The organism is Pseudomonas sp. CDFA 610, from assembly GCF_021147865.1.
Taxonomy (GTDB): Bacteria; Pseudomonadota; Gammaproteobacteria; order Pseudomonadales; family Pseudomonadaceae; genus Aquipseudomonas; species Aquipseudomonas alliivorans.
The window spans coordinates 396054-422243 of record NZ_JAGTPM010000001.1 but is presented as its reverse complement, the minus strand read 5'-3'; the positions used below and the strand labels follow the sequence as shown (position 1 = coordinate 422243).

Annotated in this window: 26 protein-coding genes; 6 read left to right on the top strand and 20 right to left on the bottom strand. The window is 61.2% G+C overall.

Annotation, left to right across the window (positions count from 1 at the left end):
- Nucleotides 1-96: 96 nt before the first annotated feature.
- On the top strand, nt 97-1188 hold the full coding sequence (locus tag KDX39_RS01930; protein WP_231659167.1) for a tartrate dehydrogenase: 1092 nt from the start codon (nt 97-99) through the stop codon (nt 1186-1188).
- A gap of 13 nt (nt 1189-1201) precedes the next feature.
- Here KDX39_RS01930 and ptrR read toward each other — a convergent pair whose 3' ends face one another.
- Nucleotides 1202-2080 (bottom strand): putrescine utilization regulator PtrR, encoded by an 879-nt coding sequence (gene ptrR / locus KDX39_RS01925; protein ID WP_184322896.1) that lies wholly within the window; start codon nt 2078-2080, stop codon nt 1202-1204.
- A gap of 101 nt (nt 2081-2181) precedes the next feature.
- Between ptrR and KDX39_RS01920 the strand changes: the two genes are divergently transcribed.
- Nucleotides 2182-3573 carry an aldehyde dehydrogenase family protein gene (locus KDX39_RS01920; RefSeq protein WP_231659166.1) on the top strand — a complete coding sequence of 464 codons (1392 nt, stop codon included), beginning with the start codon at nt 2182-2184 and terminating at the stop codon, nt 3571-3573.
- 67 nt (nt 3574-3640) lie between these two features.
- Here the strand turns inward: KDX39_RS01920 and KDX39_RS01915 are convergent, their stop codons facing one another.
- Nucleotides 3641-4225, bottom strand: a complete 585-nt coding sequence (locus KDX39_RS01915) for a flavin reductase family protein (RefSeq protein ID WP_210041289.1) — start codon at nt 4223-4225, stop codon at nt 3641-3643.
- A 144-nt stretch (nt 4226-4369) separates the two neighbouring features.
- On the opposite strand from KDX39_RS01915, the gene KDX39_RS01910 reads away from it, so the two are divergent.
- The gene (locus KDX39_RS01910; protein ID WP_210041287.1) at nt 4370-4993 is read left to right on the top strand and encodes a nucleotidyltransferase family protein; all 624 of its coding nucleotides are present in this window, start codon (nt 4370-4372) and stop codon (nt 4991-4993) included.
- Here the strand turns inward: KDX39_RS01910 and KDX39_RS01905 are convergent.
- Genes KDX39_RS01905 through KDX39_RS01890 form a run of 4 tightly spaced genes read right to left on the bottom strand, consistent with a single transcriptional unit; the run spans nt 4974 to nt 9834 of the window.
- The gene (locus KDX39_RS01905; RefSeq protein WP_231659165.1) at nt 4974-5942 is read right to left on the bottom strand and encodes an XdhC family protein; all 969 of its coding nucleotides are present in this window, start codon (nt 5940-5942) and stop codon (nt 4974-4976) included. The two genes, KDX39_RS01910 and KDX39_RS01905, sit on opposite strands and share 20 nt — an antisense overlap.
- Nucleotides 5943-5944: 2 nt before the next feature.
- Complete coding sequence (locus KDX39_RS01900) at nt 5945-8161, bottom strand: xanthine dehydrogenase family protein molybdopterin-binding subunit (RefSeq protein WP_231659164.1); 2217 nt, start codon at nt 8159-8161, stop codon at nt 5945-5947.
- Nucleotides 8162-8170: 9 nt separating this feature from the next.
- The gene (locus KDX39_RS01895; protein WP_231659163.1) at nt 8171-9154 is read right to left on the bottom strand and encodes an FAD binding domain-containing protein; all 984 of its coding nucleotides are present in this window, start codon (nt 9152-9154) and stop codon (nt 8171-8173) included.
- Nucleotides 9154-9834 (bottom strand): (2Fe-2S)-binding protein, encoded by a 681-nt coding sequence (locus KDX39_RS01890; protein ID WP_231659162.1) that lies wholly within the window; start codon nt 9832-9834, stop codon nt 9154-9156. Before KDX39_RS01890 ends, KDX39_RS01895 begins: the two co-directional genes overlap by 1 nt.
- Before the next feature lie 980 nt (nt 9835-10814).
- Here KDX39_RS01890 and mqo point away from each other — a divergent pair.
- The gene (gene mqo / locus KDX39_RS01885) at nt 10815-12458 is read left to right on the top strand and encodes a malate dehydrogenase (quinone) (RefSeq protein WP_180274433.1); all 1644 of its coding nucleotides are present in this window, start codon (nt 10815-10817) and stop codon (nt 12456-12458) included.
- Nucleotides 12459-12983: 525 nt separating this feature from the next.
- Nucleotides 12984-15803 carry an ATP-binding protein gene (locus tag KDX39_RS01880; RefSeq protein WP_231659161.1) on the top strand — a complete coding sequence of 940 codons (2820 nt, stop codon included), beginning with the start codon at nt 12984-12986 and terminating at the stop codon, nt 15801-15803.
- Between the two features lie 13 nt (nt 15804-15816).
- Here the strand turns inward: KDX39_RS01880 and KDX39_RS01875 are convergent, their stop codons facing one another.
- From KDX39_RS01875 to KDX39_RS01815, 13 genes are read right to left on the bottom strand one after another with little or no spacing between them, the layout of a single operon-like run.
- The gene (locus KDX39_RS01875; RefSeq protein ID WP_231659160.1) at nt 15817-16863 is read right to left on the bottom strand and encodes an EscU/YscU/HrcU family type III secretion system export apparatus switch protein; all 1047 of its coding nucleotides are present in this window, start codon (nt 16861-16863) and stop codon (nt 15817-15819) included.
- Entirely contained in the window at nt 16863-17678 is an 816-nt protein-coding gene (sctT, locus tag KDX39_RS01870) for a type III secretion system export apparatus subunit SctT (RefSeq protein ID WP_099230277.1), read from the bottom strand. Before sctT ends, KDX39_RS01875 begins: the two co-directional genes overlap by 1 nt.
- Before the next feature lie 6 nt (nt 17679-17684).
- Nucleotides 17685-17954 carry an EscS/YscS/HrcS family type III secretion system export apparatus protein gene (locus tag KDX39_RS01865; protein ID WP_099230275.1) on the bottom strand — a complete coding sequence of 90 codons (270 nt, stop codon included), beginning with the start codon at nt 17952-17954 and terminating at the stop codon, nt 17685-17687.
- 4 nt (nt 17955-17958) lie between these two features.
- Entirely contained in the window at nt 17959-18615 is a 657-nt protein-coding gene (gene sctR, locus KDX39_RS01860) for a type III secretion system export apparatus subunit SctR (RefSeq protein ID WP_004886393.1), read from the bottom strand.
- On the bottom strand, nt 18612-19655 hold the full coding sequence (gene sctQ, locus KDX39_RS01855; RefSeq protein WP_231659157.1) for a type III secretion system cytoplasmic ring protein SctQ: 1044 nt from the start codon (nt 19653-19655) through the stop codon (nt 18612-18614). Before sctQ ends, sctR begins: the two co-directional genes overlap by 4 nt.
- The gene (locus KDX39_RS01850; protein WP_231659156.1) at nt 19652-20164 is read right to left on the bottom strand and encodes a hypothetical protein; all 513 of its coding nucleotides are present in this window, start codon (nt 20162-20164) and stop codon (nt 19652-19654) included. Before KDX39_RS01850 ends, sctQ begins: the two co-directional genes overlap by 4 nt.
- Nucleotides 20165-20213: 49 nt before the next feature.
- On the bottom strand, nt 20214-21542 hold the full coding sequence (locus KDX39_RS01845; protein WP_231659154.1) for a FliI/YscN family ATPase: 1329 nt from the start codon (nt 21540-21542) through the stop codon (nt 20214-20216).
- Nucleotides 21535-22131 carry a FliH/SctL family protein gene (locus KDX39_RS01840; RefSeq protein ID WP_231659153.1) on the bottom strand — a complete coding sequence of 199 codons (597 nt, stop codon included), beginning with the start codon at nt 22129-22131 and terminating at the stop codon, nt 21535-21537. Before KDX39_RS01840 ends, KDX39_RS01845 begins: the two co-directional genes overlap by 8 nt.
- Entirely contained in the window at nt 22124-22753 is a 630-nt protein-coding gene (locus tag KDX39_RS01835; RefSeq protein WP_231659152.1) for a type III secretion protein, read from the bottom strand. Before KDX39_RS01835 ends, KDX39_RS01840 begins: the two co-directional genes overlap by 8 nt.
- Nucleotides 22750-23529: a type III secretion system inner membrane ring lipoprotein SctJ gene (gene sctJ, locus KDX39_RS01830; RefSeq protein ID WP_231659151.1), complete on the bottom strand. Its 780-nt coding sequence runs from the start codon at nt 23527-23529 to the stop codon at nt 22750-22752. Before sctJ ends, KDX39_RS01835 begins: the two co-directional genes overlap by 4 nt.
- A gap of 3 nt (nt 23530-23532) precedes the next feature.
- Nucleotides 23533-23964, bottom strand: coding sequence for a hypothetical protein (locus tag KDX39_RS01825; protein WP_231659148.1), 432 nt, complete (start codon nt 23962-23964; stop codon nt 23533-23535).
- A 9-nt stretch (nt 23965-23973) separates the two neighbouring features.
- Nucleotides 23974-24192, bottom strand: a complete 219-nt coding sequence (locus KDX39_RS01820) for a hypothetical protein (protein WP_099230260.1) — start codon at nt 24190-24192, stop codon at nt 23974-23976.
- Nucleotides 24193-24210: 18 nt separating this feature from the next.
- Nucleotides 24211-24822, bottom strand: a complete 612-nt coding sequence (locus KDX39_RS01815; RefSeq protein WP_231659147.1) for a type III secretion protein — start codon at nt 24820-24822, stop codon at nt 24211-24213.
- A gap of 163 nt (nt 24823-24985) precedes the next feature.
- Between KDX39_RS01815 and KDX39_RS01810 the strand changes: the two genes are divergently transcribed.
- Nucleotides 24986-25768 (top strand): tetratricopeptide repeat protein, encoded by a 783-nt coding sequence (locus KDX39_RS01810; RefSeq protein ID WP_231659145.1) that lies wholly within the window; start codon nt 24986-24988, stop codon nt 25766-25768.
- A gap of 2 nt (nt 25769-25770) precedes the next feature.
- Here KDX39_RS01810 and KDX39_RS01805 read toward each other — a convergent pair whose 3' ends face one another.
- Nucleotides 25771-26187, bottom strand: a complete 417-nt coding sequence (locus KDX39_RS01805) for a hypothetical protein (RefSeq protein ID WP_231659143.1) — start codon at nt 26185-26187, stop codon at nt 25771-25773.
- Nucleotides 26188-26190 lie beyond the last annotated feature (3 nt).

The window sequence follows — 26190 nt, the reverse complement described above, 5'->3', positions numbered from 1 at the left end:
CGTGTTCCTTGAATGCATTAAGCAGCTAATTATCTTTATTTCGTGTGCTTATAGCATAAGCCACACGAGCAACCCATCCACAGAGAGAGCCTTGCCATGAACAACAAGAAACTGCGCATCGCGGCCATCGCCGGAGACGGCATTGGCCAGGAAGTGCTACCCGAAGGCGTACGGGTCGTCCAGGCCGCTGCCGCTCGCCATGGCATCGAGCTTGAGTTCGAATACTTCGAATGGGCCAGCTGCGACTACTACCTTGAACACGGCAAGATGATGCCGGACGACTGGTTCGAACAACTCAAAGGCTTCGATTCGATTTTCTTCGGCGCCGTGGGCTGGCCGGACAAAGTGCCAGACCACGTTTCACTGTGGGGCTCGCTGCTCAAATTTCGCCGCGAGTTCGACCAGTACGCCAACATCCGTCCGGTGCGCCTGTTCCCCGGCGTGCCTTGCCCGCTGGCCAACCGACAGCCGGGCGACATCGATTTCATTGTGGTGCGGGAAAACACCGAGGGCGAATATTCCTCTCTGGGCGGCATCATGTTCGAGAACACCGAAAACGAATTCGTCCTGCAGGAATCGGTATTCACCCGCCGTGGTGTCGACCGGATTCTCAAATACGCCTTCGAACTGGCCGGCAAACGTGAACGCAAGCACGTGACGTCGGCGACCAAATCCAACGGCATGGCGATCAGCATGCCGTACTGGGACAAGCGCACTGAAGCCATGGCCAGCCGCTACCCGGCGATCAGCTGGGACCGACAGCACATCGATATCCTGTGCGCACGCTTCGTGCTGCAACCGGAACGCTTCGACGTGGTTGTCGCGTCCAACCTGTTCGGCGATATCCTCAGCGATCTCGGTCCGGCCTGTGCCGGCACCATCGGCATCGCACCGTCGGCCAACCTCAACCCGGAACGCCATTTTCCGTCGCTGTTCGAGCCGGTCCACGGTTCGGCCCCGGACATCTTCGGCAAGAACATCGCCAACCCGATTGCCATGATCTGGTCGGGCGCACTGATGCTGGAGTTTCTGGGTCAGGGCGACGAGCGATTCACCGCAGCGCACAACGAGATTGTCGGCGCCATCGAGCAGGTGATCGCCAGCGGAAATATCACCCCGGATCTGGGCGGCAAATGCTCGACGCAGGACGTGGGGCACGCCATCGCCGACAGGCTTTCGAAGGCGTAAACCGGTGAGTCGCTCAAGCGGTCTTGAGCGACTCACCCTGCGTCTGAACCAGCTCGATGAAGCGCGTCAGGCTGCGCGACTCCGTGCCGCGGCGCCAGATCAACCAGGTCTGCAGGTAACGAAAGGCCTCGGACAGCGGCCAGATGCTGACCGTGCTGCAACCGGGCATGCTTTCCAGCATGCTGCGCGGCATCAGCGCCAGACCCGCGCCGGCGCTGACGCAGGCCAGCATGCCGTGATAAGACTCCATCTCGTGAATCTTGCCCGGCACGGCAGCGTCCTCGGTGAACCAACGTTCGAAATGATGCCGGTAAGAACAGTTCGCACGAAAGGCGTAGATGCTCTCCCCGTTCACGTCCCGTCCTCGGGTCACCGGCGCATGCTGCAGCGGCGCGATCACCACCATTTCCTCTTCGAAGACTGGCATGCCTTCCAGTGACGGGTGCAGCACCGGACCGTCAACGAATGCCGCGACCAGTCGGCCAGCCAGTACGCCATCGATCATGGTGCCGGATGGGCCGGTACTCAGGTCCAGTTCGACCTTGGCGTACTGCTGGTTATAGGCCGCCAGCAACGCTGGAATCCGCACAGCCGCGGTACTTTCCAGCGAGCCGAGAGCAAACGGGCCTTGCGGCTCTTCGCCGGACACAGACAACCGCGCCTCCTGGACCAGGTCCAGAATCCGCCGCGCATAATCGAGAAAATTCCAGCCGGCAGGCGACAGCCGCAGCCGGAGCTTTTCCCGGATGAACAGCTCGACGCCCAGGTCCTGCTCGAGTTGCTTGATGCGCGTGGTCAGGTTGGAAGGCACCCGATGGATATGCTGCGCAGCCGCACTGATGCTGCCGTGCTCGGCAACCGCCTTGAATATCTCCAATTGAACCAGATCCACATCATTCTCCAAATGTGAAAGATACGCTCAGTATTATTCAGTTTCACAAAGTATGTCACGGGCTTATTCTGGTTCCATTCCCACCTGAACAGGATGGCGCCATGACTGCTATTTCCAGCAAGACCCATGCAATTTCGACCAATCCCGCCACCGGCGAAGAGATCGGTCATTATCCGTTTGCCTCCGATGCGGAGCTTGAAAACAGTCTTGCCCGCGCTGCGGCAAGCTTTTCGGTCTGGAAGCGCACAACCATCGACGAGCGTGCGCGGTTGATCATTGCGCTGGGCAAGACGTTGCGTGAAGACGCGAATGCCATCGCACAGATGATCAGCCAGGAGATGGGCAAGCCCATCAAACAGGCGCTGGGCGAAGTCGAGAAATGTGCCCAGTTGTGCGACTGGTACGCAGCGCAAGGCCCCGCGATGCTGGCGGCCGAGCCGACCCTTGTCGAAAACGACAAGGCCCGCATCGAGTATCGCCCGCTCGGCCCGATCCTTGCGGTCATGCCGTGGAACTTCCCGATCTGGCAGGTGCTGCGCGGCGCGGTGCCGACCTTGCTGGCCGGCAACACCTATGTGCTCAAGCATGCACCTAACGTGATGGGCTGCGCTTACCTGATGCTCGACGCATTCAAGCGCGCCGGTTTTCCCGAGGGTGTGTTCGAAGTGATCAACGCAACTCAGGATGGCGTCTCCAGGGCCATTGCCGATCCACGCATTGCCGCAGTCACCCTGACCGGCAGCGTGCGCGCCGGTCAGGCCATTGGTGCGCAGGCAGGGGCTGCGCTCAAGAAGAGTGTGCTCGAACTCGGCGGCTCCGACCCATTCATCGTGCTCAAAGACGCGGATCTGGATCAGGCCGTGAAGGCTGCGGTCATCGGTCGTTTCCAGAATACCGGGCAGGTGTGTGCAGCGGCCAAACGGCTGATTATCGAAGACGGTGTTGTGGAGGAATTCACCCGCCGATTCGTTGAGGAAACGCGCAAGCTTGCAATAGGCGATCCGTTGTCGAGCGAAACCTATATCGGCCCGATGGCACGCTTCGACCTGCGTGACGAACTGGATGCGCAGGTTCAGGCCACGCTGGCCGAAGGTGCAACGTTGCTGTTGGGCGGTGAACGAATCGCAGGTCAGGGCAACTTCTATGCGCCTACTGTGCTGGGCGATGTGACCGACCAGATGACCTCGTTCAAGCAAGAGCTGTTCGGCCCGGTCGCCTCGGTCATCACCGCTCGCGACGCCCGGCATGCGCTGGAACTGGCCAACGACAGCGACTTCGGCCTGACCGCCACCGTTTACACCCGCAATCTGGAACTGGCTGAGCAACTGGCGGACGAACTGGACACCGGCGGCGTATTCATCAACGGCTACAGCGCCTCAGACCCGCGCGTGACCTTTGGCGGCGTGAAGAAAAGCGGCTACGGACGTGAGCTCTCGCACTTTGGCGTGCGTGAATTCACCAATGCTCAGACCGTGTGGCGCGATCGTCACTGATCGTGACGCTCGTAGCTACATCAGTGCCTGTAACGGACACGGAGCGTCCCCGTTACAGCCTCAACGCTCACTCCGCCTCTGTCTCTACCACCGCAGCGTCGCCAATGGTGTAGAAATGCCCACCTGCCACGTAGTGCAGGCTGCGCCATTTCGGGTCGGCGGTTTCGAATGCCCAGTGCCCGTCACGGAACACGCGGGTATCCGCCCAGGCACCGACGACTTCGGCGATGAACAGGTCGTAGGTCTGCTCATTATGCGGTTCCGGAATGACTTTGCAGATCAGCCAGGCGGAGCACCCGGCGACCAACGGCGTGTCGTGCCCTTCGATGCGGAACAGTTCGGCACCGGCCTTTTCCAGCTTGTTCGGGGTGAAGATGAGGCTCTGAGTACCCACTTCGAAGGTCAGGTCCAACTGGTCGCGATTAGGCACTTGCAAGGCAAAGTAACCGCTGTTTTCCACCAGACTGCGCGTTTTGGTCATCTTGTCGATGACCAGCGTCACCTTCGGCGGCGAGAAATCCAGCGCACAGGCCCAGGCTGCAGCCATGACGTTGTGAACGCCTTCGTAAGCGGATGAGACCAGCACGGTAGGACCGTGATTGAGCAGACGGTAGGCCTTTTCCATCTCGACCGGGCGAATATGATTGTCCACGTGAAACCCTCGAAAATGTAAATCTTGTCACTGCAAAAAGGCAGCGGAATCAGGCATTGTGCGTGTCTCACGCGTAGGTCATCGTGTGTCTGAGTGGATGACGAACCGGCCCTGTTCCCTTCACCTTTTTCAAAAGGCTTCGGATTGACCAGCATAGACAGCCCAATTCCCCAAGTGTTCGCCCTGCTCCTTGCCGCAGGTCGCAGCCGTCGTTTCGACGGTGACAAACGTCTCGCCACTCTGCCCTGCGGCCGTACCTTGCTGCGCGCAAGCATTGAGAATGCCCTGCACGTATTCAATGAGGTGTGGGTGGTATTGAGAGAGGAAGATGACACTGAACTGCTGGGCGTTGCGCAGGAAGTAAACGTGGTACGCAGCCCGCAGGCGGATTTGGGGATGGGCCACAGCCTGGCCAGTGGCATCGCGGCGCTCATGCCATCCAGCGCCGACGCAGTCGCCGTGCTGTTGGCAGACATGCCCTGGATACAGCCCGCCACGCTGCAAAGCCTGGCCAGCATGGCCGATCCACGACGCATCGCCCTGCCCGGCCACGATGGACAACGCGGCCACCCGGTGATCATCGGGCGCGAGTTCTGGCCGTTATTGCTGAACCTTGAAGGCGATCAAGGTGCAAAATCGATCATCAAAAGCCATCCCGAGCGCTGCGACGTACTGGTCTGTGAAGATCCCGGCATCCTGCGCGATGCAGACACGCGTGCGGCATTGGCGCTCGCCTGTCAGACGTTCGTCAAAGCTGCTGACGGCTGATCCCGTTGGCCACCCGCAGGATATCTGCCATGACTGCAATGGCGATTTCAGCCGGTGTCTTGCTGCCCAGATTGAGGCCGATCGGAGCATGAATCCGCGCCAGTGCCTCGTCATCCAGTCCGCCAATCCGCGCCAGCCGCTCCTTGCGCCTGCTGCTGGTGCGCATCGAGCCCATGGCGCCGATGTAAAACGCCTCGGTCCGCACGGCTTCAAGCATGGTCAGGTCATCCAGCTTCGGGTCATGAGTCAGGGCCAGCACGGCCGTCGAGGCGTGGCAACCGCCTTCGGCAATGAACACCGCAGGCAACACATCGCGAACTTCGACCCCGGGCATCGAGAAACCGGCCGTCACGTCGGTACGAGGATCACAGACGATGACTTCATAGCCCATGGCGACCGCGAAACTGGCGCAGAACTCGGCCACCGGCGACAAGCCAGCCAGGAGCACGCGATAGACCGCCCCCATGCGAATGCTGATGCGCTCGCCCTCGACCTGCACCCGCGATTCGCCCAGTGAAGCCAAACCTGTATTGCGCTCTACACCGCCCAGCATGACCTCGCGGCCGATCAGCGTGCGTCCGGCGAGGGCCTGCTCCACTGCGGCCAGATGCCGGTCGGTTTCAGGGCTGGGCGTCATGCATTCGACCAGCACATCCAGCACGCCGCCACATGGCAGCGCCAGGGTCGGTGCCAGACCGCCCTCCCCATAGCGCACGATCTGGTTGACCGGCTCGAACTGCCCCGCCGTCAACCGCTCCAGGAAGTCTTCCTCCACACAGCCGCCGGACAGCGATCCGCGATGCTCGCCACTGCTCAACGCCACCAGCATCGCCCCCGGCCCGCGCGGAGCGGAACCGAAGGTCGAGAGCACGGTGCAGAGCCACACAGGTTTGCCTGCCGCCAGCCAGTCACGCGCCTGCTGGATGACCTGCAAGTCAAGTTGCTTCATCTCTACAGCCCTGCCATCAGCTTTTCTTTGGTGATGGGCAAATTGCGCACCCGTTTGCCCGTGGCGTGGTACACGGCATTAGCCACGGCGGCAGCCAGGCCGGTTACACCGATCTCGCCGATTCCACGCGCGCCGAACTCACCGATGTTGTGATCCGGATAATCGAGCAGAATCACATCGATTTCGGGCTGGTCTGCGTGCACGGGAACCACGTACTCGGCGTAGTTGTTGTTGACCGGCAGACCGGTGCGCGGATCGTATTCGGCCGCTTCGAACATGGCCATGCCGATGCCCATGACGATTGCGCCCTCGACCTGATTACGCGCCGCCAGCGGATTGACCACCTTGCCGACGTCGATGGCGCTGACCACTCGCGAAACACGCAGACTGGAGATGCCCGGATCCCAACGCACTTCAACAAAATGCACGCCAAACGAACGAAACGAGAACTTGTCGGACGACTGCATGCCACTGTGGAAAACGCCTTCGGCACGTGACAGACGCTGGCCTTTGAGGACGTCGACAAAACTCACGCGCTGCTCACCGGACACCAACTGACCGTTCTCGAACTTGATCGAATCAGCCTGCTGACCTGCAAAGGCCGCGTTCTTGCCCACCGAATACTGACGGAGTTTCTGCAACGCCTCGCGCGTGGCACCGGCTATCGCCGGCATCACACTGGCGGTAACCCAGGACCCGCCGGAAACCGGGCCAGCCGGAAACGATGAGCTGCCCAGTTCCACTTCAACACGCTCCATCGGGATGCCGGTGAGCTGGCTGACGGTCTGGGCAATGATGGTGTACGTGCCGGTGCCGATATCCTGCAGGCCACACTGTGCGAGGGCAGTGCCGTCGGAGCGCAGAATCACGCGGGCGTCCGTCGGCACCTGAAACGCCTCCCAGTTGCAGGCACCCATGCCGTAACCGATGACCTCATCGCCGTCACGCATCGAGCCAACCTCGGCCTTGCGCGCCTGCCAGCCAAAACGTTCAGCGGCCTGGTCGATGGCTTCTGGCAAGTGGTTGCTGGACCACGGCAAGCCTTGACTCTGGTCCATGTCCGACAGATTGAGCTTGCGGAAGGCCAGCGGGTCCATACCGTTGGCCAGCGCCAATTCATCGATGGCCGACTCCAACGCGAACAGGCCCGGAGCCGCACCGGGTGCACGCATCGAGGTCGGCGTGCCGCGGTTCACCGCAGCAATACGGTGGCTGACCAGCACGTTGTCGCAGCCATACAGACTCTTGGTCACACCCCCACAGCTTTCGGTGTAATCGTCGAGCGTCGATGTGCTGTTGAAGGATTCGTGGCGGATCGAGACCAGCTTGCCGTTCGCATCGCTGGCCAGACGCAGGCGTTGCCGGGTTTCCGGGCGATGGCCGACCGTGGTGAACATTTGCGCACGAGGCAATACCAGCTGGACCGGACGCTTCGTCACCTTTGACGCCGCACACGCTGCTACGGAGTGCGGCCACGGCCAAAGCTTGCCACCGAACCCGGAACCAATGAACGGCGCACGCACCTCGACGCGGTCCGGCGGCAAGTCGAATACGTTGGCCAACAGATTGCGATGGTTGACGACACCCTGCGTGCTTTCGTAAACGTACAGCTTGCCGTCCTGCCACCATGCGGTGCTTGCGTGCATTTCCATCGGGTTATGCACTTCGACCGGCGTGGTGTAGGTCTGATCGACCTTTCTGCTCGCGGCGAGGAACGCCCCGTCCGGATTGCCGCGTGTATGCCCGGCTCCGCCGTCGCGGGCGCCATTTTTGCGCAGCGCTTCCTCCAGGTTCTTGACCGGCTTGTTCTCTTGATAATCGACCTTTATCCGATGTGCCGCAGCCCTGGCCTGCTCGAAACTCTCAGCGACCACCAGCGCCACGAACTGGCCGGGGTAATAGACCCGGTCATCCTCGAACGGCAAACGATGCTCATCGGCCTTGCTCGCCGATAACAGTGTTGCAAAACTGAATGCGCTTTCAGGCGTGCGGTGCAACTCGGGGAAATGGCCGTGATGGAAGATCTCGACAACGCCGGGCATGTTGCGCGCGTCCTGATCGTTCACCGCCAGTATCCGGCCACTGCCGATGGTGCTGTAGACGCCATACGCATACAGCATGTCTTTCATGGGGTGGTCGGCCGCATAACGCGCCTCGCCACTGACTTTCTTGCCGCCGTCGATACGACGCTGCGGGATGCCGATGATCTGTTCGCTCATGGAAAATTCCTACGCCGTTAGGTCACGAAGATTGCGGACGATGACCTGCTCACCCAGCGGGATCTTGAAGGCGTTGTGCTCATAGGCTTTGGAGCCTTTCATGGCCAGGGCGGCCACTTTGGCGAAGGTGTCCATATCGGCACGCTGGCCGATCAATGCTCGTTCTGCCTCGACGGCGCGCCACGGCTTGGTGCCAACGCCGCCCAGTGCGATGCGCACATCGGCAATACGCTTGCCCTCCGTGACCACGATGATCGCGCTGGACGCCAGGGCGAACTGATACGAGGTGCGGTCACGCAGCTTCAGGTAGCCGGAACGGCTGCCGGACAGCGGCGCATCCAGGGTAACGTGGGTGACCAGTTCATGAGGTGCTATGGCGTGCTCGCGTTCAGGCGTGTTGCCCGGCAGCAAATGGAAGTCGGTGAAAGGAATGTCCCGACTGCCGCCCGGCCCATGCACGGTGACTTGTGCGCCCACTGCCGCCATGCCCACGCACATGTCCGAAGGATGGGTGGCGATACAATGATCGCTGGTACCCAGCACGGCATGCACGCTGCGGTTCATCCCGCCGATGGCCGCGCAGCCTGAGCCCGGCTCACGCTTGTTGCAGGCCGAAATCCCATCGCGAAAATACGGGCAACGCACGCGCTGCATCAGGTTGCCGGCGGTAGTGGCCTTGTTACGCAGTTGCGTGGAAGCACCGGCCAACAGGGCCTGCGACAAGACCGGATAACGCTCCCGGACCAGAGGATGGCTGGCCAGCGCGGTATTGCTGACCAGCGCACCGATGCGCAGACGGCCGTCCGGCAGCGATTCGATCTGCTTGAGCGCCAGGTGATTGATATCCACCAGTTGCCCGGGTTGCATGATGTCCAGCTTGACCAGGTCCAGCAGCGTTGTGCCGCCGGCCAGATAGAAACGCTCACCCTCCCCTGACACGGTACTGACCGCCTGTGCAGGCGTGGTGGCCCTTGCGTAATCGAAGGTTCTCATCAGACAGTTCCCCCCGCCTTGGGCATCTTCGAGCGCGCCGACTGTACCGCCGACAAAATGTTCTTGTAGGCGCCGCAGCGGCAGATGTTGCCGCTCATGGCTTCGCGGACGCTGGCGTCATCGGAGGGAATGTTCGGGTCGTTGAGAATCGCCACGGCGCTCATGATCTGGCCCGAAGTGCAATACCCGCACTGATAAGCATCGTGTTCCCAGAAGGCTTCCTGAACCGGGTGCAGCTTGCCGTTTTCGGCGAGGCCTTCGATGGTGGTGATGCTGTCGCCGTCGTGCTGAATGGCAATCGACAGGCAGGAATTGATCGCCACCCCGTTGACCAACAGTGTGCACGCCCCGCACTGGCCGTGATCGCAGCCCTTTTTGGTGCCGGTCAATTGCAGACGGTCACGCAACACATCAAGGAGGACGGCATTGGCCGGTACGTTGAGCGCGTGCGTCTGGCCGTTCACGTTCAATTGAATGCGGTGCTCGCCGACGCCAGGCGCATCGGTGTCTTCCACCACGACCGGCGCAGGCACGGGTGCGGCTTGCAGCATCCCGTCGGCGGGTATCCAGGTCGACAATGTCGCGGCAGCGATCCCGGAAGCCCCGAACTTCAGAAAATTGCGTCGCGAAGGCTGCACCGCGTCGGCAACAGTTCCTTTGTGCGTCTTGGTTTCACTCATCAGAATCACCTTGTCATAGCCGTCACTGCTGTGAAGTGGCGGGCGTTATCGTGTTGGGCATCGTGGTGCAGCAAGGGCTGGTTCAGTTCCCTTCAAAGCGCGCAATCGGGTCGGACAGGTACCAGAAGCGTTTTGGCATTATGGTTGGCATATGTCTTTAACTGGCTGACACACTGAAAGTTCAACGTTTTGATCGAAGCTCGGATAGCGGGGCTGTTGCAGGATGTTTACGGGCAGTTTTCCGGGCGAACGACGTTCGGAAACCCTTGATCGGAAAACACGGTTCGAACTCGCAGTGACGTTAGCACCCGGTTTCAGGGAGCATTAGCCGTCGCGCGTTAATTGAAGTCATGAGGAATGCTCATCAATCGTCCGTCGTTGACCTGGAAGACTCTGGCTGAGCCTGAATGTGGCGAGTCGGGAGCGGAGCGAGGTCGGCCGACCATGCCGCATTTCGGCCAGAATGCCGTCAAAGTCTCAAGGTAACGGCAGGCGTGACGATAAAATCTCGACACGCCTTGTTTCGTTTGGTCGGACGTAAGCATGTCGGTGTGCAGATAACACCTCGCGTAGACACCTCACAATATGCGAAAATGCCGCGTCTTGCCGATATGGCATCATGGTGTGCCGTTTTGAACGAGCACAAAAAAACGCCTCAGAGCGTGTCCCCATGACCCCCATGCGGCGTCCAAGACTCCGTGAACAGGCTGATCAGGTGCGCATTGCGCAGGAAGACGGGATTTGTTTCCGATCTTGCGTGGCACCGTTAGCACATGTCGCTTCATGACGCTGAATCCAATGACGATAAGAAGCCAGCGCAGTAGGACATAAAGTGAGGTCTTGAGCAGTATTGTATTGGCCTTGTATGTCCACCTCTAGCCCCTGAAGGTGCGGGCGTTTGTCGCATGCGTTGCGGTATACGCAGAATCCGGATCTCCCAGGAGCAGCCGGCGGATGGCATTTATCAAATGGATTACAGCATGTTGAAGAAAGTGAACACGGCCCTTCTGGGTCTGGCGATGTCGCTCGGGATGATGCCCGCGCACTCCGCCGAAGCCAAGAAAGTAGATGTATTGATGGTCGGCGGCGGCATCATGAGCGCCACCCTGGCAGTCTGGCTCAACGAGCTCGAGCCGAGCTGGTCGATGGAAATGGTCGAGCGTCTCGATGGCGTTGCCGAAGAAAGCTCCAACGGCTGGAACAACGCCGGTACCGGTCACTCTGCCCTCGCCGAGCTGAACTACACCCCGGAAGACAAGAACGGCAACGTCGACATTTCCAAGGCCATCGAGATCAACGAAGCGTTTCAGATCTCGCGTCAATTCTGGTCCTGGCAGGTCAAGACCGGCGTTCTGAAGAACCCGCGTTCGTTCATCAACTCCACGCCGCACATGAGCTTCGTGTGGGGCGACGACAACATCAAGTTCCTGCGCAAGCGTTACGCAGCACTGCAATCGAGCCCGCTGTTCAGCGGCATGCAGTACTCCGAAGACCACGAGCAGATCAAGAAGTGGGTTCCATTGATGATGGAAGGTCGTGACCCGGCGCAGAAGCTGGCCGTGACCTGGAGCCCGATTGGCACCGACGTGAACTTCGGCGAGATCACCCGCCAGTTCGTCGCCAACCTGCAGACCAAACCCAACTTCGATCTGAAGCTGTCGAGTGAAGTCCAGGACATCACCCGCAACGACGACGGCAGCTGGCGCGTCAAGTACAAGAACCTGAAAGACGGTACCGAAACCGAGACCGATGCCAAGTTCCTGTTCATCGGCGCGGGCGGTGCTGCACTGCACCTGCTGCAAGAGTCGGGCATTCCTGAAGCCAAGGAATACGGCGGCTTCCCGGTCGGCGGTTCGTGGCTGGTAACCGAGAACCCTACCCTGGCCATGCAACACATGGGCAAGGCTTACGGTATCGCGTCCACTGGCGCGCCACCCATGTCGGTTCCGCACCTGGACACCCGTGTTCTGGACGGCAAGCGCGTCATCCTGTTTGGCCCGTTCGCGACCTTCTCCACGAAGTTCCTGAAAAACGGCTCCTACCTGGACCTGCTGACCAGCACCACCACGCATAACGTATGGCCAATGACCCGCGTCGGCATCGCTCAGTACCCACTGATCGAATACCTGGCGGGTCAGGTCATGATGTCCGATGACGACCGTTTTGCAGCTCTGCAGCAGTACTTCCCGAACGCCAAGAAAGAAGACTGGCGCCTGATGCAGGCCGGTCAGCGCGTTCAGATCATCAAGCGTGACGAAGAAAAAGGCGGCGTCCTGAAACTGGGTACCGAAATCGTTGCTTCCAAGGACGGCTCCATCGCCGGTCTGCTGGGTGCTTCGCCAGGCGCTTCGACCGCTGCTCCGATCATGCTCGGCGTGCTTGAGAAAGTGTTCAAGGACAAGGTAGCGACACCGGCCTGGCAGGAAAAACTGCACCAGATCGTTCCAAGCTACGGCACCAAGCTGAACGAGAACCCGGATCGCGTTGCACAGGAATGGGCCTACACCGCCGAAACCCTGCAACTGACTCCACCGCCACCTGTGAACAAGGCAACAGCTGCTGCACCTGCTGCCGCGCCTGCAGAGAAGCGTGAAAGCAACCCTGCCAGTGACATGGCGCTGTAAGGCATTCAAGCCTGAAGCAAAGCTCTGCCAGAGCTGATCGGGCAGAGCTGTATATGTCACCCTCGACACCCTGCAAGAGCGATGCTTTTGCAGGGTGTTTTGCTTTATATCCACCTGCGACGCTCACGGCGAGACCCTGTTGCGCAACCTGAGTGTTCTTTGACAGGTGCCGCCCCACCCAGCCGAATGACAGTACGAAAAATGATTGCCGGAAGGTCGCCTGCAGGTCGGCGCATTTCTTGCTGCACAGTTTTCAGAACACAGAGTGGGATTTTACCGAGCAGCGCCCTGTCCACTCTTGCATGGTTTCCCTGACAGGAAACCCGTCACGCATGTCCGTATCGATCCCCTGTTTGGCCGCTCCATACCCCTTGGTGTAATAAGTAATTGATTCAAATGCTATAAGCTCGGCCGTTCATGACGACACAACGGTAGGAAATACATAACCTGCTCTCAGGACCGGTGCACAGATCGACACCGTCACGATGCGCAAGCGCTGCTGTTACTTCTGATACAGGTCTAACCATGGATTTTGAAGCAAGCGGTACGGCTACACAGATCGACATCGAAACAGAAAATGGCTACAGGCCCGAGGAAGCCATTCGCTTCGGAGCCTTCCTGCTGCTTCCACGCCAACAGTTGCTGTTCAAACACTCACAACCGGTGCCGTTGGGCAGTCGCGCCATGTCGTTGCTGGTGGCGCTTGCTTCACGTCCAGGCGAGCTGCTGGAGAAAGCCGAACTGCTGGCGATGGCCTGGCCAAAGGCAGTGGTTGAAGAATGCAACCTTCGCGCTCAGATCGTTGCCTTGCGCAGAGCGCTGGAAAACGATGAAGACTTCAGTTGCATCGTAACCGTGCCAGGTCGCGGTTATCGGTTCACCGCTCACGTGACCGTTCAGACCGCCCCGCAGACCCTGGCGCCACCTCCTGAACCCGTGGCAGCGATCACAGACTCCAGCCGCCATGTCTGTGGCCGAGACGATCTGATTCGTCGTCTGGCCGATCAACTCATGACTCAGCGACTGCTGACGCTCACCGGCCCCGGCGGGGTCGGCAAAACCACTGTCGCACTGGCTCTGGCCGACAACCTCGCCACACAGTCGTCACTGAGCCGCACCGTCCTTGACCTGACGCCCGTCAGTGGTGCCCGGTCGGTGCAGGGCATGATCGCCAGCGCGCTGGGCCTTGACGCAGATACCGAACATCTTCTTCAGAACATCCCTGCGGCGCTGGCAGAGCGCCCGCAGTTGCTGGTGCTCGATAACTGCGAGCATGTGCTGGAGGAGACCGCGACAGCAGTCGAAGCCTTGCTGTCCAACACAACGCGATGCTGCGTAGTGGTTACCAGTCGCGAGCCGCTGCGGGCGCATGGTGAATATGTCCACGAACTGGCGTCCCTGCAGGTGCCTGGCGAACATCAGGCATTGACCGCAGCCGAGGCACTCACGTATTCCGGTGTGGAGCTGTTCATTACCCGGGTCAGGGAACAGGACCCGGGCTTCGTCTTCCATGATCGCGACACGCAAAGCGTAGCGGCGATCTGTCGCAAGCTGGATGGCAATCCGTTGGCAATCGAACTGGCCGCCGCCCGCGTCAGGACGTTTGGCATTCATGAACTGGTCGGCCTGCTCGATGGCAGCTTCCGCCTGCAGATGACCGGACGCCGCACCGCCCTGCCCCGACAGCGCTCTCTAAGCGCAGCATTGGACTGGACCTACAGCATGCTCACGGAGCATGAGCAGGCACTGCTGCGACAATTGTCCATTTTCAATGGCTCGTTCGCACTGGACGGGGTTATGGCAACAGTCAATATCGGCTTGCCCGATGTGCGCATGACCCTGCCAATGCTGGAAAGTCTGCTGGACAAGTCGCTGCTTGGACGATTCGATCACAGCCAGGGCAAACGCTTTCGGCTGCTGGAGACGACCCGACTCTACGCGCATGAAAAACTGGTGCAGCTCGATGACCTGGATCGCCTGTCGCGCGCTCATGCCAACTGGGCCCTGAGCCTGCTGGACGAAGCCAGGCATGACCTTGATCGACTGTCCCATGACGCCTGGACACGACGTTACGCCGTTGAGATCGATACCGTACGCGCCGCCCTCGCCTGGGCCTTCTCCCCGGAGGGTGACCGGCAGACGGGCGTCGAACTCACGCTACGCAGCGCTCCGTTGTGGATGAGGCTCTCACTGGTGCGCGAATACCAGGACTGGGTCAACCATGGCCTGCCTCGCCATGTGGAAATGGCGCAGATGGACCGGCAACAGCGCATGCGGCTGCTGACGGTATCGGGCAGCATCCTCATGCTCACCTATGGCGCCGGACAGAAAATGCGCGAGATCTGGCAACAGGTCAGCGAGGATGCCGACGCACTCAACGACACGGAATACCGGCTGCGTGCCCTGTGGGGACAATGGAACGACCACACTTGCAGCAATCGTCACGTACAGGCCCGACAGGTCGCGTTGCAGTTTCTGGCGCTGGGCAAGGATCACCGGATTACCGACTGCCAGGTGCTGGGCAAACGCATGCGGGCCACCAGCGCGTTCTACATGGGCGATATGAAAACCGCCGGCCAGGCTGCTCACGAAGCCCTGGGGGCGCCCCTTTCACCATCGTCCTACGCCGTGGACATGCATTTCGACCAGCGAATCGCTGCCCAGTCGCTCAGGGCGCAGGTGCAGTTGATGGTGGGCAATATCGGTCAGGCCATGGTCGCGCTGGACACCAACATCAGGCAGGCTCTGGCGCTGGGGCACCCCGCCACGATCTGGTACACGCTGGCGTTCAGCGCCATTCCGGCCACCCTTATCGCTGGCACCCTGCACAAGACACGGCAGTTTCTCGAGCAGCTCAGACAGAGCAGCGAACGGCAGCCGCTGCACGTCTGGCGTCAGCTGACCTGCTGCTACGAAAGCATTCTGACCATTCGCGAAGGCGATGCGACAACAGGTACGCCACAGTTGGGCGAAGCACTTCAACAACTGAGTCGCCATGTGGAAACGCCGCTGCACTCGATGCTCAATACCGAATACGTGCTGGGCCTCGCCGCTTTAGGGCTGCAACCGCTGGCACTGGAAACGCTCGATGATCTGGTGGCCAGTGCCGTGAAACGCAATGATCGCTGGTATCTCCCCGAGATGATGCGCATCAAGGCGCAACTGATGCTCGACCAACCCCATGCCCATGCGCTGGAAGACGTCCGCACGGTGCTGGCCCAGGCGCTGGAAATATCGCGGCAGGACGGTACGCATTTCTGGGCATGGCGCATCAATGCCGACCTCAATCGACTGAAGGTCGTCAACGGCACGCCCGCCACCCGATATCGCCCTGCCATGCATTGAGGAGACACACCGGTCAGATCAACCGGTGCGCCACCAGCGCGTCGGCCACCGCCTGAAAGGTGTTTTCCGGGACCGGATCACCGGCCACGCTGCGCCTGGCGATCTGCTCGGCAAGCCCGGCATCCGCCCAGACGGCGATGCCCAGCGGTGCAGCCTGCGTCAGCAACACCGCGGATTCGTCAGGCGCCCCCCGGCAGACGACCACAGGCACCGGCGTTTCGCCGCGCACATAACGCACACCGACCACCCAGTGGCCGCCAATGCCGATCATCAGCGACGCGCGCCCCAGTCCCAGCTTCGTTGCAAGCGCCTGCATCTCACGCCGCTGGCGTTGACGCTCACGCTTGATCAACGGATCACCGTCGACATCCTTGCGTTCGCGCTTCTGTTCACTGCGGCTCATTTTCATGTCTCGTCCAAACAACCAGCGCTGCATCATGACGTCCACCGCACCGACCAGCAGAAAGGCCGCCAGCACGGTGAAGACCAGCGGTTTGAGCACCAGATAAAAGGTCGATTCGATGCAGCCGGCACCACATCGTGAAGACTCCATCAATGCCTGTAACGCCTGTCGTCCGACGATATAGAACGCCAGCGCCAGTAGCACCACCTTGACCAGTCCCTTGAGAAATTCGATCAGGTTGCGCATGGCGAAAATCCGTTTGAAGCCCTCGCCGGGATGGATGCGTTTGATGTCCGGCTTGACCGGTTCGACCGAAAACACTACGCCGCGCATGGTCACGATATTGGTCAGAATGACCGCCGCGACGGTAACGGCGACCACCGGCAAGGTGATGCCCAGAACGATTTGCTCGGCATGATCCAGCAGCCGTGGCCAGACGTCGGCAAACGGTTCGATATAGATGTTCGCCGTGAGGTCGATCAACGCCTCGACCTGAGCACGTGCCTTGGGTAACAGCATGGCAATGCACAGCGTACACAGCAGAATGACGACGCCGGACACCAGATCCTGACTCTTGGCGACCTGACCTTTCTTGCGTGCGTCACGCAATTTCTTGTCCGTGGCTGGCTGGCTTTTCTCTTCGCTGGTATCTGCCATCAGGGCGCCTCGCTCGCCAGCCCCTTGAGCACCTCGACCGTGCCTCGAAACTGCGCCAGCTGGTCGATCATGACCGGAATCAGGAAGCTGATGTACACCACCATCAACACCGCAAAAAACAGGTTCTTGACCGGCAGGGACAAGTCGAAAATATGCAGGCTCGGCGCCATTCTCGACAGGTACGCCAGCATCAGATCCGTAATCAGCATCGCCACCAGCAGCGGTGCGACCATCAGCACGCCGATGCGCATCACCTGATCCAGGATTGCCAGAATCGACATGAGCGCGACGCTGCTGAACAGCGGGGTGAATTCGGTCACCGGCCACAACTGGTAGCTGTGGTAATAGCCACCGACCATCAGGATGAAACCGCCTGACATGAAGAACAGCGCAATCAACATCACCGTGAACAGCGTGGCCATGACACTGGCCTCGCCCTGCCCCAGCGGATCCACCAGTTGCTCCATGGTCGAGCCGCGCTGCAGGTCGATCAATTCACCTGCCACTTCCGCAGCCCAGAACGGGATGCCGAACAGCAGCCCGATCAGCAGCCCGATCAGCAATTCCTTAACCATCAGCCCGGCCAGAAAGAACCCGCTGTGTTCGGGCATCGACGTGAATGCAGTGAATACTGGCAAAATCATCGGTACGGATATCGCCACCGCGACGCAACCACGAATCATCCCGGTCAGCCCCAGGCGGTTGAACGCCGGTGTGATGATCACCACCCCCATCGCCCGTGAGGCCGCCAGCGATGCAGAGCTGATCACCGGGTAGGCGATCTCGATGAACGCATTGGTCAGTTCGGCATCCATGGCGCGTCAGCGCGTCCACAGCGCGAAGTTGTCCAGCACCTGATTGCCCAGTTCCGCCACCTGCCCGGCCAGCAAGGGACCGACAAACACAATGACCAGCAACACCCCGACGAGCTTGACCACCTGAGGCAGGGTCTGGTCCTGGATCTGGGTCAGTGCCTGCAGCAGTCCCACACTCAAACCTACGACGATCGCAACCGCCAGCGCAGGCGCCGAAAGCAGCAGCACGGTCATCAATGCCTGATTCATCAACGAAAGAAACACATCCTGACCCATGGCATCAGCCTCCGTAACTCAGGATCAACCCGTGCATCAGCCGCGACCAGCCGCTGAGCGCCACGAACAGGAAGATCTTCAGGGGTATCGAAATGAGCGTCGGCGAGACCATCGACATGCCCATCGCCATCAGCACATTGGAGACCAGCAGGTCGACCACCAGAAACGGGATGTACAACAGAAAACCGATCTCGAACGCACGGGTCAGCTCGGAGCTGACGAACGCGGGGATCAGCACGACCAGATCATCGTCGCGCAGATCGGCGCGCGCTTCGGGTGACCAGATGGTTTCGGTTGCCTGAACGAAAAAGCCGCGTTCGTTCTCGTTGGCGTATTTCGATAAATGCGCCTGCAAGGGTGGTCGCAGTGCGCTGCCAAGCTCTTCGAGTTGTTGAACGTTCTGCAGGCTCAGATCGCGTCCCTGAACCTGTCGGTACATGTCGCCGATCAAGGGCGTGGTCACATAGACCGAAAGGATCAGGGCGATGCCGTACAGCACCAGATTCGGCGGCGTCTGCTGCACGCCCAGAGCGTTGCGAATCAGAAACAGCACCACGGATATCTTCATGAAGCCGGTCAGTGTCACCACGGCAAGCGGAATCAGGCCGATGGTCGCAACGACCAGGATGATCTCGATGAGGTTCGGCTGATAGCCGTTCATGGCGAATTGAAACCCAGCAGGCGCACGCCCAGGCCATCACCGATGCGCACCAGCTCGCCACGCCCTACGCGTCGTCCGTTGACCATCAGGTCCACCTCGTCCCGAGTCGACGAGGCAAGCGGCAGCAGCGTTCCGGGCGCCATTTCGCGCAGTTGCTCAAGCGTCAGTTCGACACTGCCCACCTGGCAGACAAGCGTCAGCGGCAGCGCGTCAAGCGAGACATCCAGATCCGGCGTTGCGGTAGGTTCATTCATTGCATCATTCCTGTTGAAAGTGATTACGGTGCCGGGGTCAGCGTCGGCGCCGCGCCATAGCCCGCACCACTCAAGCGAATGACCCGAGCGTCGTGCACAAGCCTGGAAGTGCTGGCCGATACACAGCCGGATCTGTTCGTCAGGCAAGGTATCGAGTATCACCACATCGCCTGGCGTGAGGCTGCGCAACTCGTCCACGCGAAGTGGCGCTCGCCCTGCCTCGGCACTCATCACCAGCCTCAGCCCATGCAGCGCATCCTGATCCGGCGCTGCATGGCGCTTCAGCAGAGCGGCGACGTGATCAGCCGCGGCGCTGTTCATTCCCAGTTCCATACGCACTGCCGGGAAGTCCGCGATGTGCACCGCCAGCGAGACACCGAGGCAACGTGCCGTCGAGTCCGCGGTCCAGGGAATCACCTGCAAGGGCTCACCCAGAACGGCTTCCAGAGGTTCGATCCATTCCAGCCAGGCCTGCTCCAGCAACAGCGCCTCGTTCTGGCGATCAATGGCCGAGCCGGGTTGCCAGGTGATCCCGGACAGCTCGAATAACGGTTCCGGCACACTCAGCTCGACCGTCGCCTGGCCGATCATCAGGGCAACCGACACGCACGGTTGATCGACGCCCGTCTCGCCGGCCCAACGCACACGCAACGGCTTACCGCGCAGCACGCCATGCCAGTCGGCCATCCGGCGATGCAGGCGGTTGTGCAGACTGAGTACATCGGGGTCGAACGACGGCAGATCCGACAGCGCATCGCCAGTGAACGAGGTTTCGTAAGCCGTCACCGCTCGCCTCCAGCGCCTGCTGCACTGCCTGCGTCGACGCTCAGGGCGTTATCACTCGTTGACGCCAGCTGCTCGGCTTCGTCGCGCTGCTCACCCAGACGCGTCTCGAGGCTCAGGCGCTGTTCAAGCAGGCTTTGCCATGCCCGGCTCTGTTGTTGGCGCTGCCTGTGCTCAACACGCAGTCGCTCACGGGCCTGCTCCTCGGTTTCAACGTTCAGCGCAGCGGCATTGACGTCGGCCTGCAGCGCCTCGCGCTCTTCATCCAGTTGCTTGAGGTGCGCTTGAGCTGCCTGCCAGGCACTCACTGAAACACCTTCGCTGAATAGACCGTAAGCCTGCTCTGCTTCCTGTGCGCGCATCTCACGGTGCAGGCGCAAGGTTTCTCTGGCCTGATCAAGGTGATGGCGGGTTTCACGGCAACGCTCGCGCTGAGTGGCCAGATGAGCAGAGGCGCGCTGCTCACGCAGCAGGCGCAGGGCTTGCAGGTTATGCAGATCAGCCGTCTTCATTGCATTTCTCCGTGACGCGGCCCGTTCGGACTCCAGGGGTTGAGTGCGTTCATGCCAGTACCTTGCGCATGTGCGCCAGGGTTTGCGCGAGGGTGTCGTGTTCAGCGGCGGGCTGGCGCAGGAATGCTTCGATGGCGCCGTGTCGGGCAATGGCTTCATCCGCCAGCGGATCACTGCCCGCGGCGTATTCACCGACCTGAATCAGCAGTTCTATCGCCTGACGGCGAGCGATCAGTTCGCGCATCCGCGACGCCAACTGCCTGTGCGCTGCCGAAGCCACCTGCTCCATCAGACGGCTGCGACTGTGCAGCACGTCAATGGCCGGAAAGTGATCACGCTGGGCCAGTTCAGCGCTGAGCACGATGTGGCCGTCGAGAATCGAGCGGGTTTCCTCGGCGACCGGGTCCATCGACGCGTCACCTTCGGTGAGCACGGTGTACAGGGCGGTGATGCTGCCGGTCGGGCCTGGACCCGCGCGCTCCAGCAGCCGTGGCAGCGCCGAGAAAAACGACGGTGGATAGCCGCGCCGTGTCGGAGGCTCGCCCACCGCCAGGCCGATTTCGCGCTGGGCACGGGCAAAACGGGTCAGGCTGTCCATCAGCAACAGGACGTTACGTCCCTGATCGCGATGGTATTCAGCCTGAGCGGTCGCCACGTAGGCCGCCCTGACACGCTCAGCGGCAGGCCTGTCCGACGTGGCGACGACGGCAACGGTTCGGGCACGCGCCGCCTCGTCCAGTTGCCCCTCGAGCAGTTCGCGCACTTCACGCCCACGCTCGCCGATCAGTCCGATGACGATCACATCGGCGTCACTGTTACGAACGATGCTGGCCAGCAACGATGACTTGCCCACACCAGGCTCACCAAAGACGCCCATGCGTTGCCCGCTGGCAACGGTCAGCAGGCTGTCGATGGCTCGTATACCCAGCGACAGCGGCTCGACGATACGCTGGCGGCTGAACGGGGCCGGTGGCTCGGCGTGCAGCGGATAGCGTTGCAGGCCAAGCGTGGCAGTCAGCGCCGGCCCGTCGAGAAATTCGCCCATCGGGCTGATCACCCGACCGAGCAAGGCATCCCCCACCTGCACACCCACCGCCTGTCCGGTGGCGATGATCCGGGTGCGGGTCGACAGGCCTTCCATCGAACCGATGGGCGAAAGAATCGCGTCGTCCTCATCAAAGCCGATCACTTCAGCGGACAGTTCTCGACCGTTGCCTGGATCATGCAACAGGCACAGCTCGCCGATTCTCACGCCGGCCACGCTGGCACGCAGCAGCACCCCGCGAATACTGCGCAAGGTGCCCTGCATCGGCCGAGGCTGCGCACGCTGCAGGCGCTGGCTCAAGCCACCGATCAATCCGGCCAGGGCTTCACTCATGGCGCTCACCCTCGCTCAGCGGCAACAGTGCACGTTGCAGGTTGTCCAGTTGCGCGTCGAGCCCGAGTTCCACCGAGCCCGCCGGACTGCTCAGACGCGCCTGACCGGCTTCAAGCTGGTCGTCGCCTTCCACATTCAGCGCCTGCAACGACAACGAACCTTGCGCAATGTGCTGACGCAGACGTTCGACTTCATTATGGGGCACGTACAGCGTCAGGGCCTGATCCTGGCGAAACGCAGACAAGGCCTGAGCCGTGCAGCGCAGGAGCCGCTCGCGCTCGTCCAGTTCGCCCAACACCTGACGGGCGATATTCAGCGCCAGTTCAGCCAGCGAGGTCTCAAGACCTGCAAGGTAGTGATCCACCTGAGCATGGGTCTGCGCCAGCAGTGCAGCAGCCTCCTCCGCGCCCTGTCGGCGGGCATATTCGAAGCCTTCCGCCCGGGCCTGCTCAAGCCATTGCGCGCTGTCCTCGCGTACACGGTGTGCTTCTTCATGCGCAGCGGCCACAAATGCGTAACCGTCGATCCAGCGGTCCGCGTCGGCAGCCCGCACGATGCGTGTACCAGGGCGGGTCGGCAATTCATTCATGGTCGTTTCCTTGCGCACGCTTCAGCAGATGAGCGGCCACCGTCTGCACCACACTGACCTGTCGTTGATCACCGGGCTGATCCGGCTCTGGATAGTCCACGCGCAATTGCAGCCAGGCCCGCAGGTTTGCAGGCTGGCCAGCCAGCCAGGTGGCAACGCACGCCGCGCCGTCTCGGTCAATGGCCTGTGCCAGGTCGACGGGCGTCCGCAGCAGGTCAGCCGCACCGGCCAGATGCCGATGCACCAGCGCAAAGGCAAAGGTGTCCTCGCCCAGCAGCTGGCGGTATTCGGCGACCACCTGACCGCGAATTTCCCGGGTCAGTGTTGCCGCATGCCAGACCGCGCCACACAGGCGCGGCAGGTGTGCAAAATCACGCTCGCTCAGCAGTATTACCGGCAAGTCCTGCTCGGCAGGCAACGGCAACTGCGCCAAGGGCTGCAGGCCAAAGTGGTGGTTCAACAGACCCTCAAGACGGGAAGCAAAGCGTGGTGATTCGCGCATCTGCGCAAGCTCGGCTGACGCAAGATCGTGCACCAGGCACTCGCTGATACAGCGTTCGCGGACAAAGGCCATAGGCTGTTCGGTGAGCGCCTGCCACTGCACTGTCAACCCGGCACTCATGGCGCGTCACTCAGGATGTAGGCACCTTCAGCCGTTTGCCGCTTCCAGAGCTGACGCCCCAGAATCGCAGCCGGCACCAAGGCGATCAGCAACAGCGTGCCGAACAACCACCGGGCCCGAGGTACGTCGTCTTCAAGCATCCATAACCCGAGAAAGCTGCCGAGTTGCGGCCCGGCAGCGGCGTTGGCCGGCAACACAGCCTTGATCGCGGTCACCGAAACGCCGTCGTAACCCAGTCCGGAAATACCATTGGCGACCAGGGTCTTGATCTGCGGAATCAACACATTGATATCTGTCTTCGGATCGAAACGCACCAGCACCGAGGCCGATGACGGCGATATCACGCGTTTGAGCAGATCATTGTCGGGCAACACCACATGCACCCGCGCAGACAGGATGCCGTCGATCTGCGACACGGTGTGCGACAGCTCCTCGCTCAGCGCATAGACCATCTGCGCACGCTCCTGCACCGGCGAGGACACCAGGCCATTGCCTTTGAACACTTCGCCCATGTTGGAAAAACTTTGCCCCGGCAGACCCGCGTCATCCAGCACCGCCATGGCCTGTGCGAAGCGCTTCTCGTCAACCATGACCTTGAGCTGGCCGTTGTCCTGAACCTTGCGCGAAGCCGGAATGCCGTCACGCAGCAACACGGCGAGCATGGCATTGGCCTCCCGCTCGCCCAGGTTGGTGTAGAGATCGACATCGCAGGCCTGCAACAGGCTGGCAAGCGCGGACACGATCAGCAGACGCAGGACACGACGGCATCTGGGCATGGTTCATTGACCTTTGAGAAGGGTGTTGGCGGAACCGGATATCTGCGTAGCTCCGCGCACCACCATCTGGGTTTCGATGGAGTAGTCGAACATCCGGCCCAGCGACTGCACGATCCGGTCGACCTGTGGCCCGCCCGTCTTGCTTACATCCTGAGCGGCGCTTGGTTCGGGTGTCGGCACCTGACCGGAGGAAGACGGCGCACTGCCGTGAGTCATCGCATCGGCGCGCTCGGAGAACTGCCGGGAGCGATCGATGAAGCCATCCAGACGCTCCATCAGGTTGCTGCCGATCTGATGCGGACTTGCGCCCTGCGGCATCCCTTTGGCGCTTTCGGCCATGTGTTCGAAAAGATTCTGCGAGGCCTGCATGCCCCCGCCTCCTCCCGGCGACGGCAAGGCTGCCGCCGCCGGTGATGCAGCGAGATTGACGGTCATGGTCGATCCTTATTCAGAGTCATCGTCGGACTGCGCTTCGTTCAGCATTTCCTGAGCACGCGGCATGATGATGAATTGCCCGCCGATGGTGACGGCCTGGGTGATCAGCGCATCGTTGAACTCGCTGTCGCTGGACGCCTGTGTGGCGTTGTCGACGGCCGCATTGAAACGCGACTCCTGACTGGAAGGATTGATATCGGTCGTGCTGTCTACTGGATTCACGGACATGAGTAACGCTCCTTTGGGTTATTGACGGTCATTGGTGACCTGGGTGACGACACCGCCACGGAATACCCGTACACCGCGCTCACGCACCACAGGTGCCGTCTCGGCGACAGGTTGACGATCAAGGTGTTGCTGAATCTGCGCCAGGTACGCAGGCGGACCTGACACGAAGAGGCTGTCGTGATCGGGGCTGGCGCGACTGGACATCGGCTGGCCGGACACTTCCAGTTGCGCCAGGTATTGCTGCAGCTCATCCAGCTTCGGCCCCGACAGGTCGAACACCCGGGTGCCGACTTCGTCCGACTGAGCGATGTGCAGCACATTGCCGTCGAAATACCAGCTCAACTGATTGGCATCACACAACCGGGACAGAAACTCTCCCGCACTGGCGCCGCGCACGGTGCCCCGCGCCGCGCCGCGCACCTTGTCGGAGAACACCACGATCAGGTCCAGGTTCTGGCCGAATTCGGTCAGGGCGCCACGAATGTCCTGATCCACCAGCACGTAGGCGTAAGGTCTGGAATACCACTCAGGCTCGTGACCCGGTGCCGCCTGCAACACGCAGGAAAATCCGGCCAGCATCAGCAGCATGATGCTGTGCGCCACGACGCGATCAAGCCTGAAGCGCGTCATGGTGACCTCCACTCTGCGTGATGTTCGCAGGGAACAAAGCGGGCTGAATCAGGCTCAGAAAACGGTCGCAATTGCGCGCCGAGTCGATAAGATGGCGCTCGCCTGCAACAGCCTTCGGCGGATGATTCGCCTCGCCCGATCCACTTTCACAAGAGCCTTGTCCATGCCCCCTCGTTCCGCGTCCATGCTGTTGCTGCTCGGCTGTCTGACCTTGACGGCCTGCGCCACTCAACCCCGCAGCGATGCCAGCTACGAGCGGTTCATGCAACTGGCGGCGGACCTGGAAAAGCGCGGCGACCCGACCACGGCGGCCTCGTTCTACCAGCGCGCCACCCAGCAGCCTGAGGCCGGCGTCGAATCGTGGCTCAAGCTCGGCAATGCCTTGCTCGCCAGCAACGACACACGGGGCGCCGAGCGGGCTTTTCAACGCGCGCTGGAGCTCAAGGCCGACGACCCTGACGCCCTGCTGGGTCTGGGCACCGCTCAGTTGCGCCAAGGCAAGCTGGAGCGCGCTGTCACAGCCCTGACCCAGGCGGCAGACGCGTCGCAGCAGCCGACGGCGTGGAACCGCCTGGGTATCGCGCACATCCTGCTGGGCCAGGCCAAACCGGCCCAGACCGCCTTCAACACCAGCCTGCGACTTGCCCCGAACGATCTGGACACCCGCTGCAACCTGGCGCTGGCCTACGCGCTGGGCGATGACAGTCAGAAGGCGTTGCAGACCATCGAAACGGTGAGCCAGTCGCCACTGGCGCAGCCCAGGCATCAGCGCAACGAATTGCTGGTCATGGTGCTGGCTGGACGGGAGAAGGACCTCAAGAGCATGAGCTTCGAGGACATTCCGAAAGCCGAGCGCAGCAAGTTGATCAACGAGGCGCGCCGCATCAAGGCCATCAAGGACCCTGCAGCGCAGGCCCAGGCGCTGGGTCTGGTGGACGGCCGCTGAGTTCATCGCGCCTCCCGGGTGTCGGTACTGGCCTGCTGTTCGGCCTGGCGGCGACGCAGTTCTTCACGGTCATAGCCGTCGATGTAGACCTGCGCGGCACGGCCGACCGGCGCCGCCATGGTCGGTCCGGTATCACGCCCGCGCAGCACGTCGGCACGCTGCTCGACCATCTGCAACAGAATCAGATTGCTGGCGCATCCAGGCGGCAGCAAGGCCTGGAAGTCTTCACCGACACCGATGTCATCCTGCGCCGCAGGCTGGGCACACGCCTGAGGCACCAGCTCGACACGGCCGTCCGCGCGGGTAATCGCGGTGTAGTCCGGCGAATAACTGACCGGATCAAGGTGCGTCTTGCAGCCGCCCAGTAGACATAACAACAGACACGCAAAGGGAACGGGCAACGCTGGATTGAAGTTCATGGC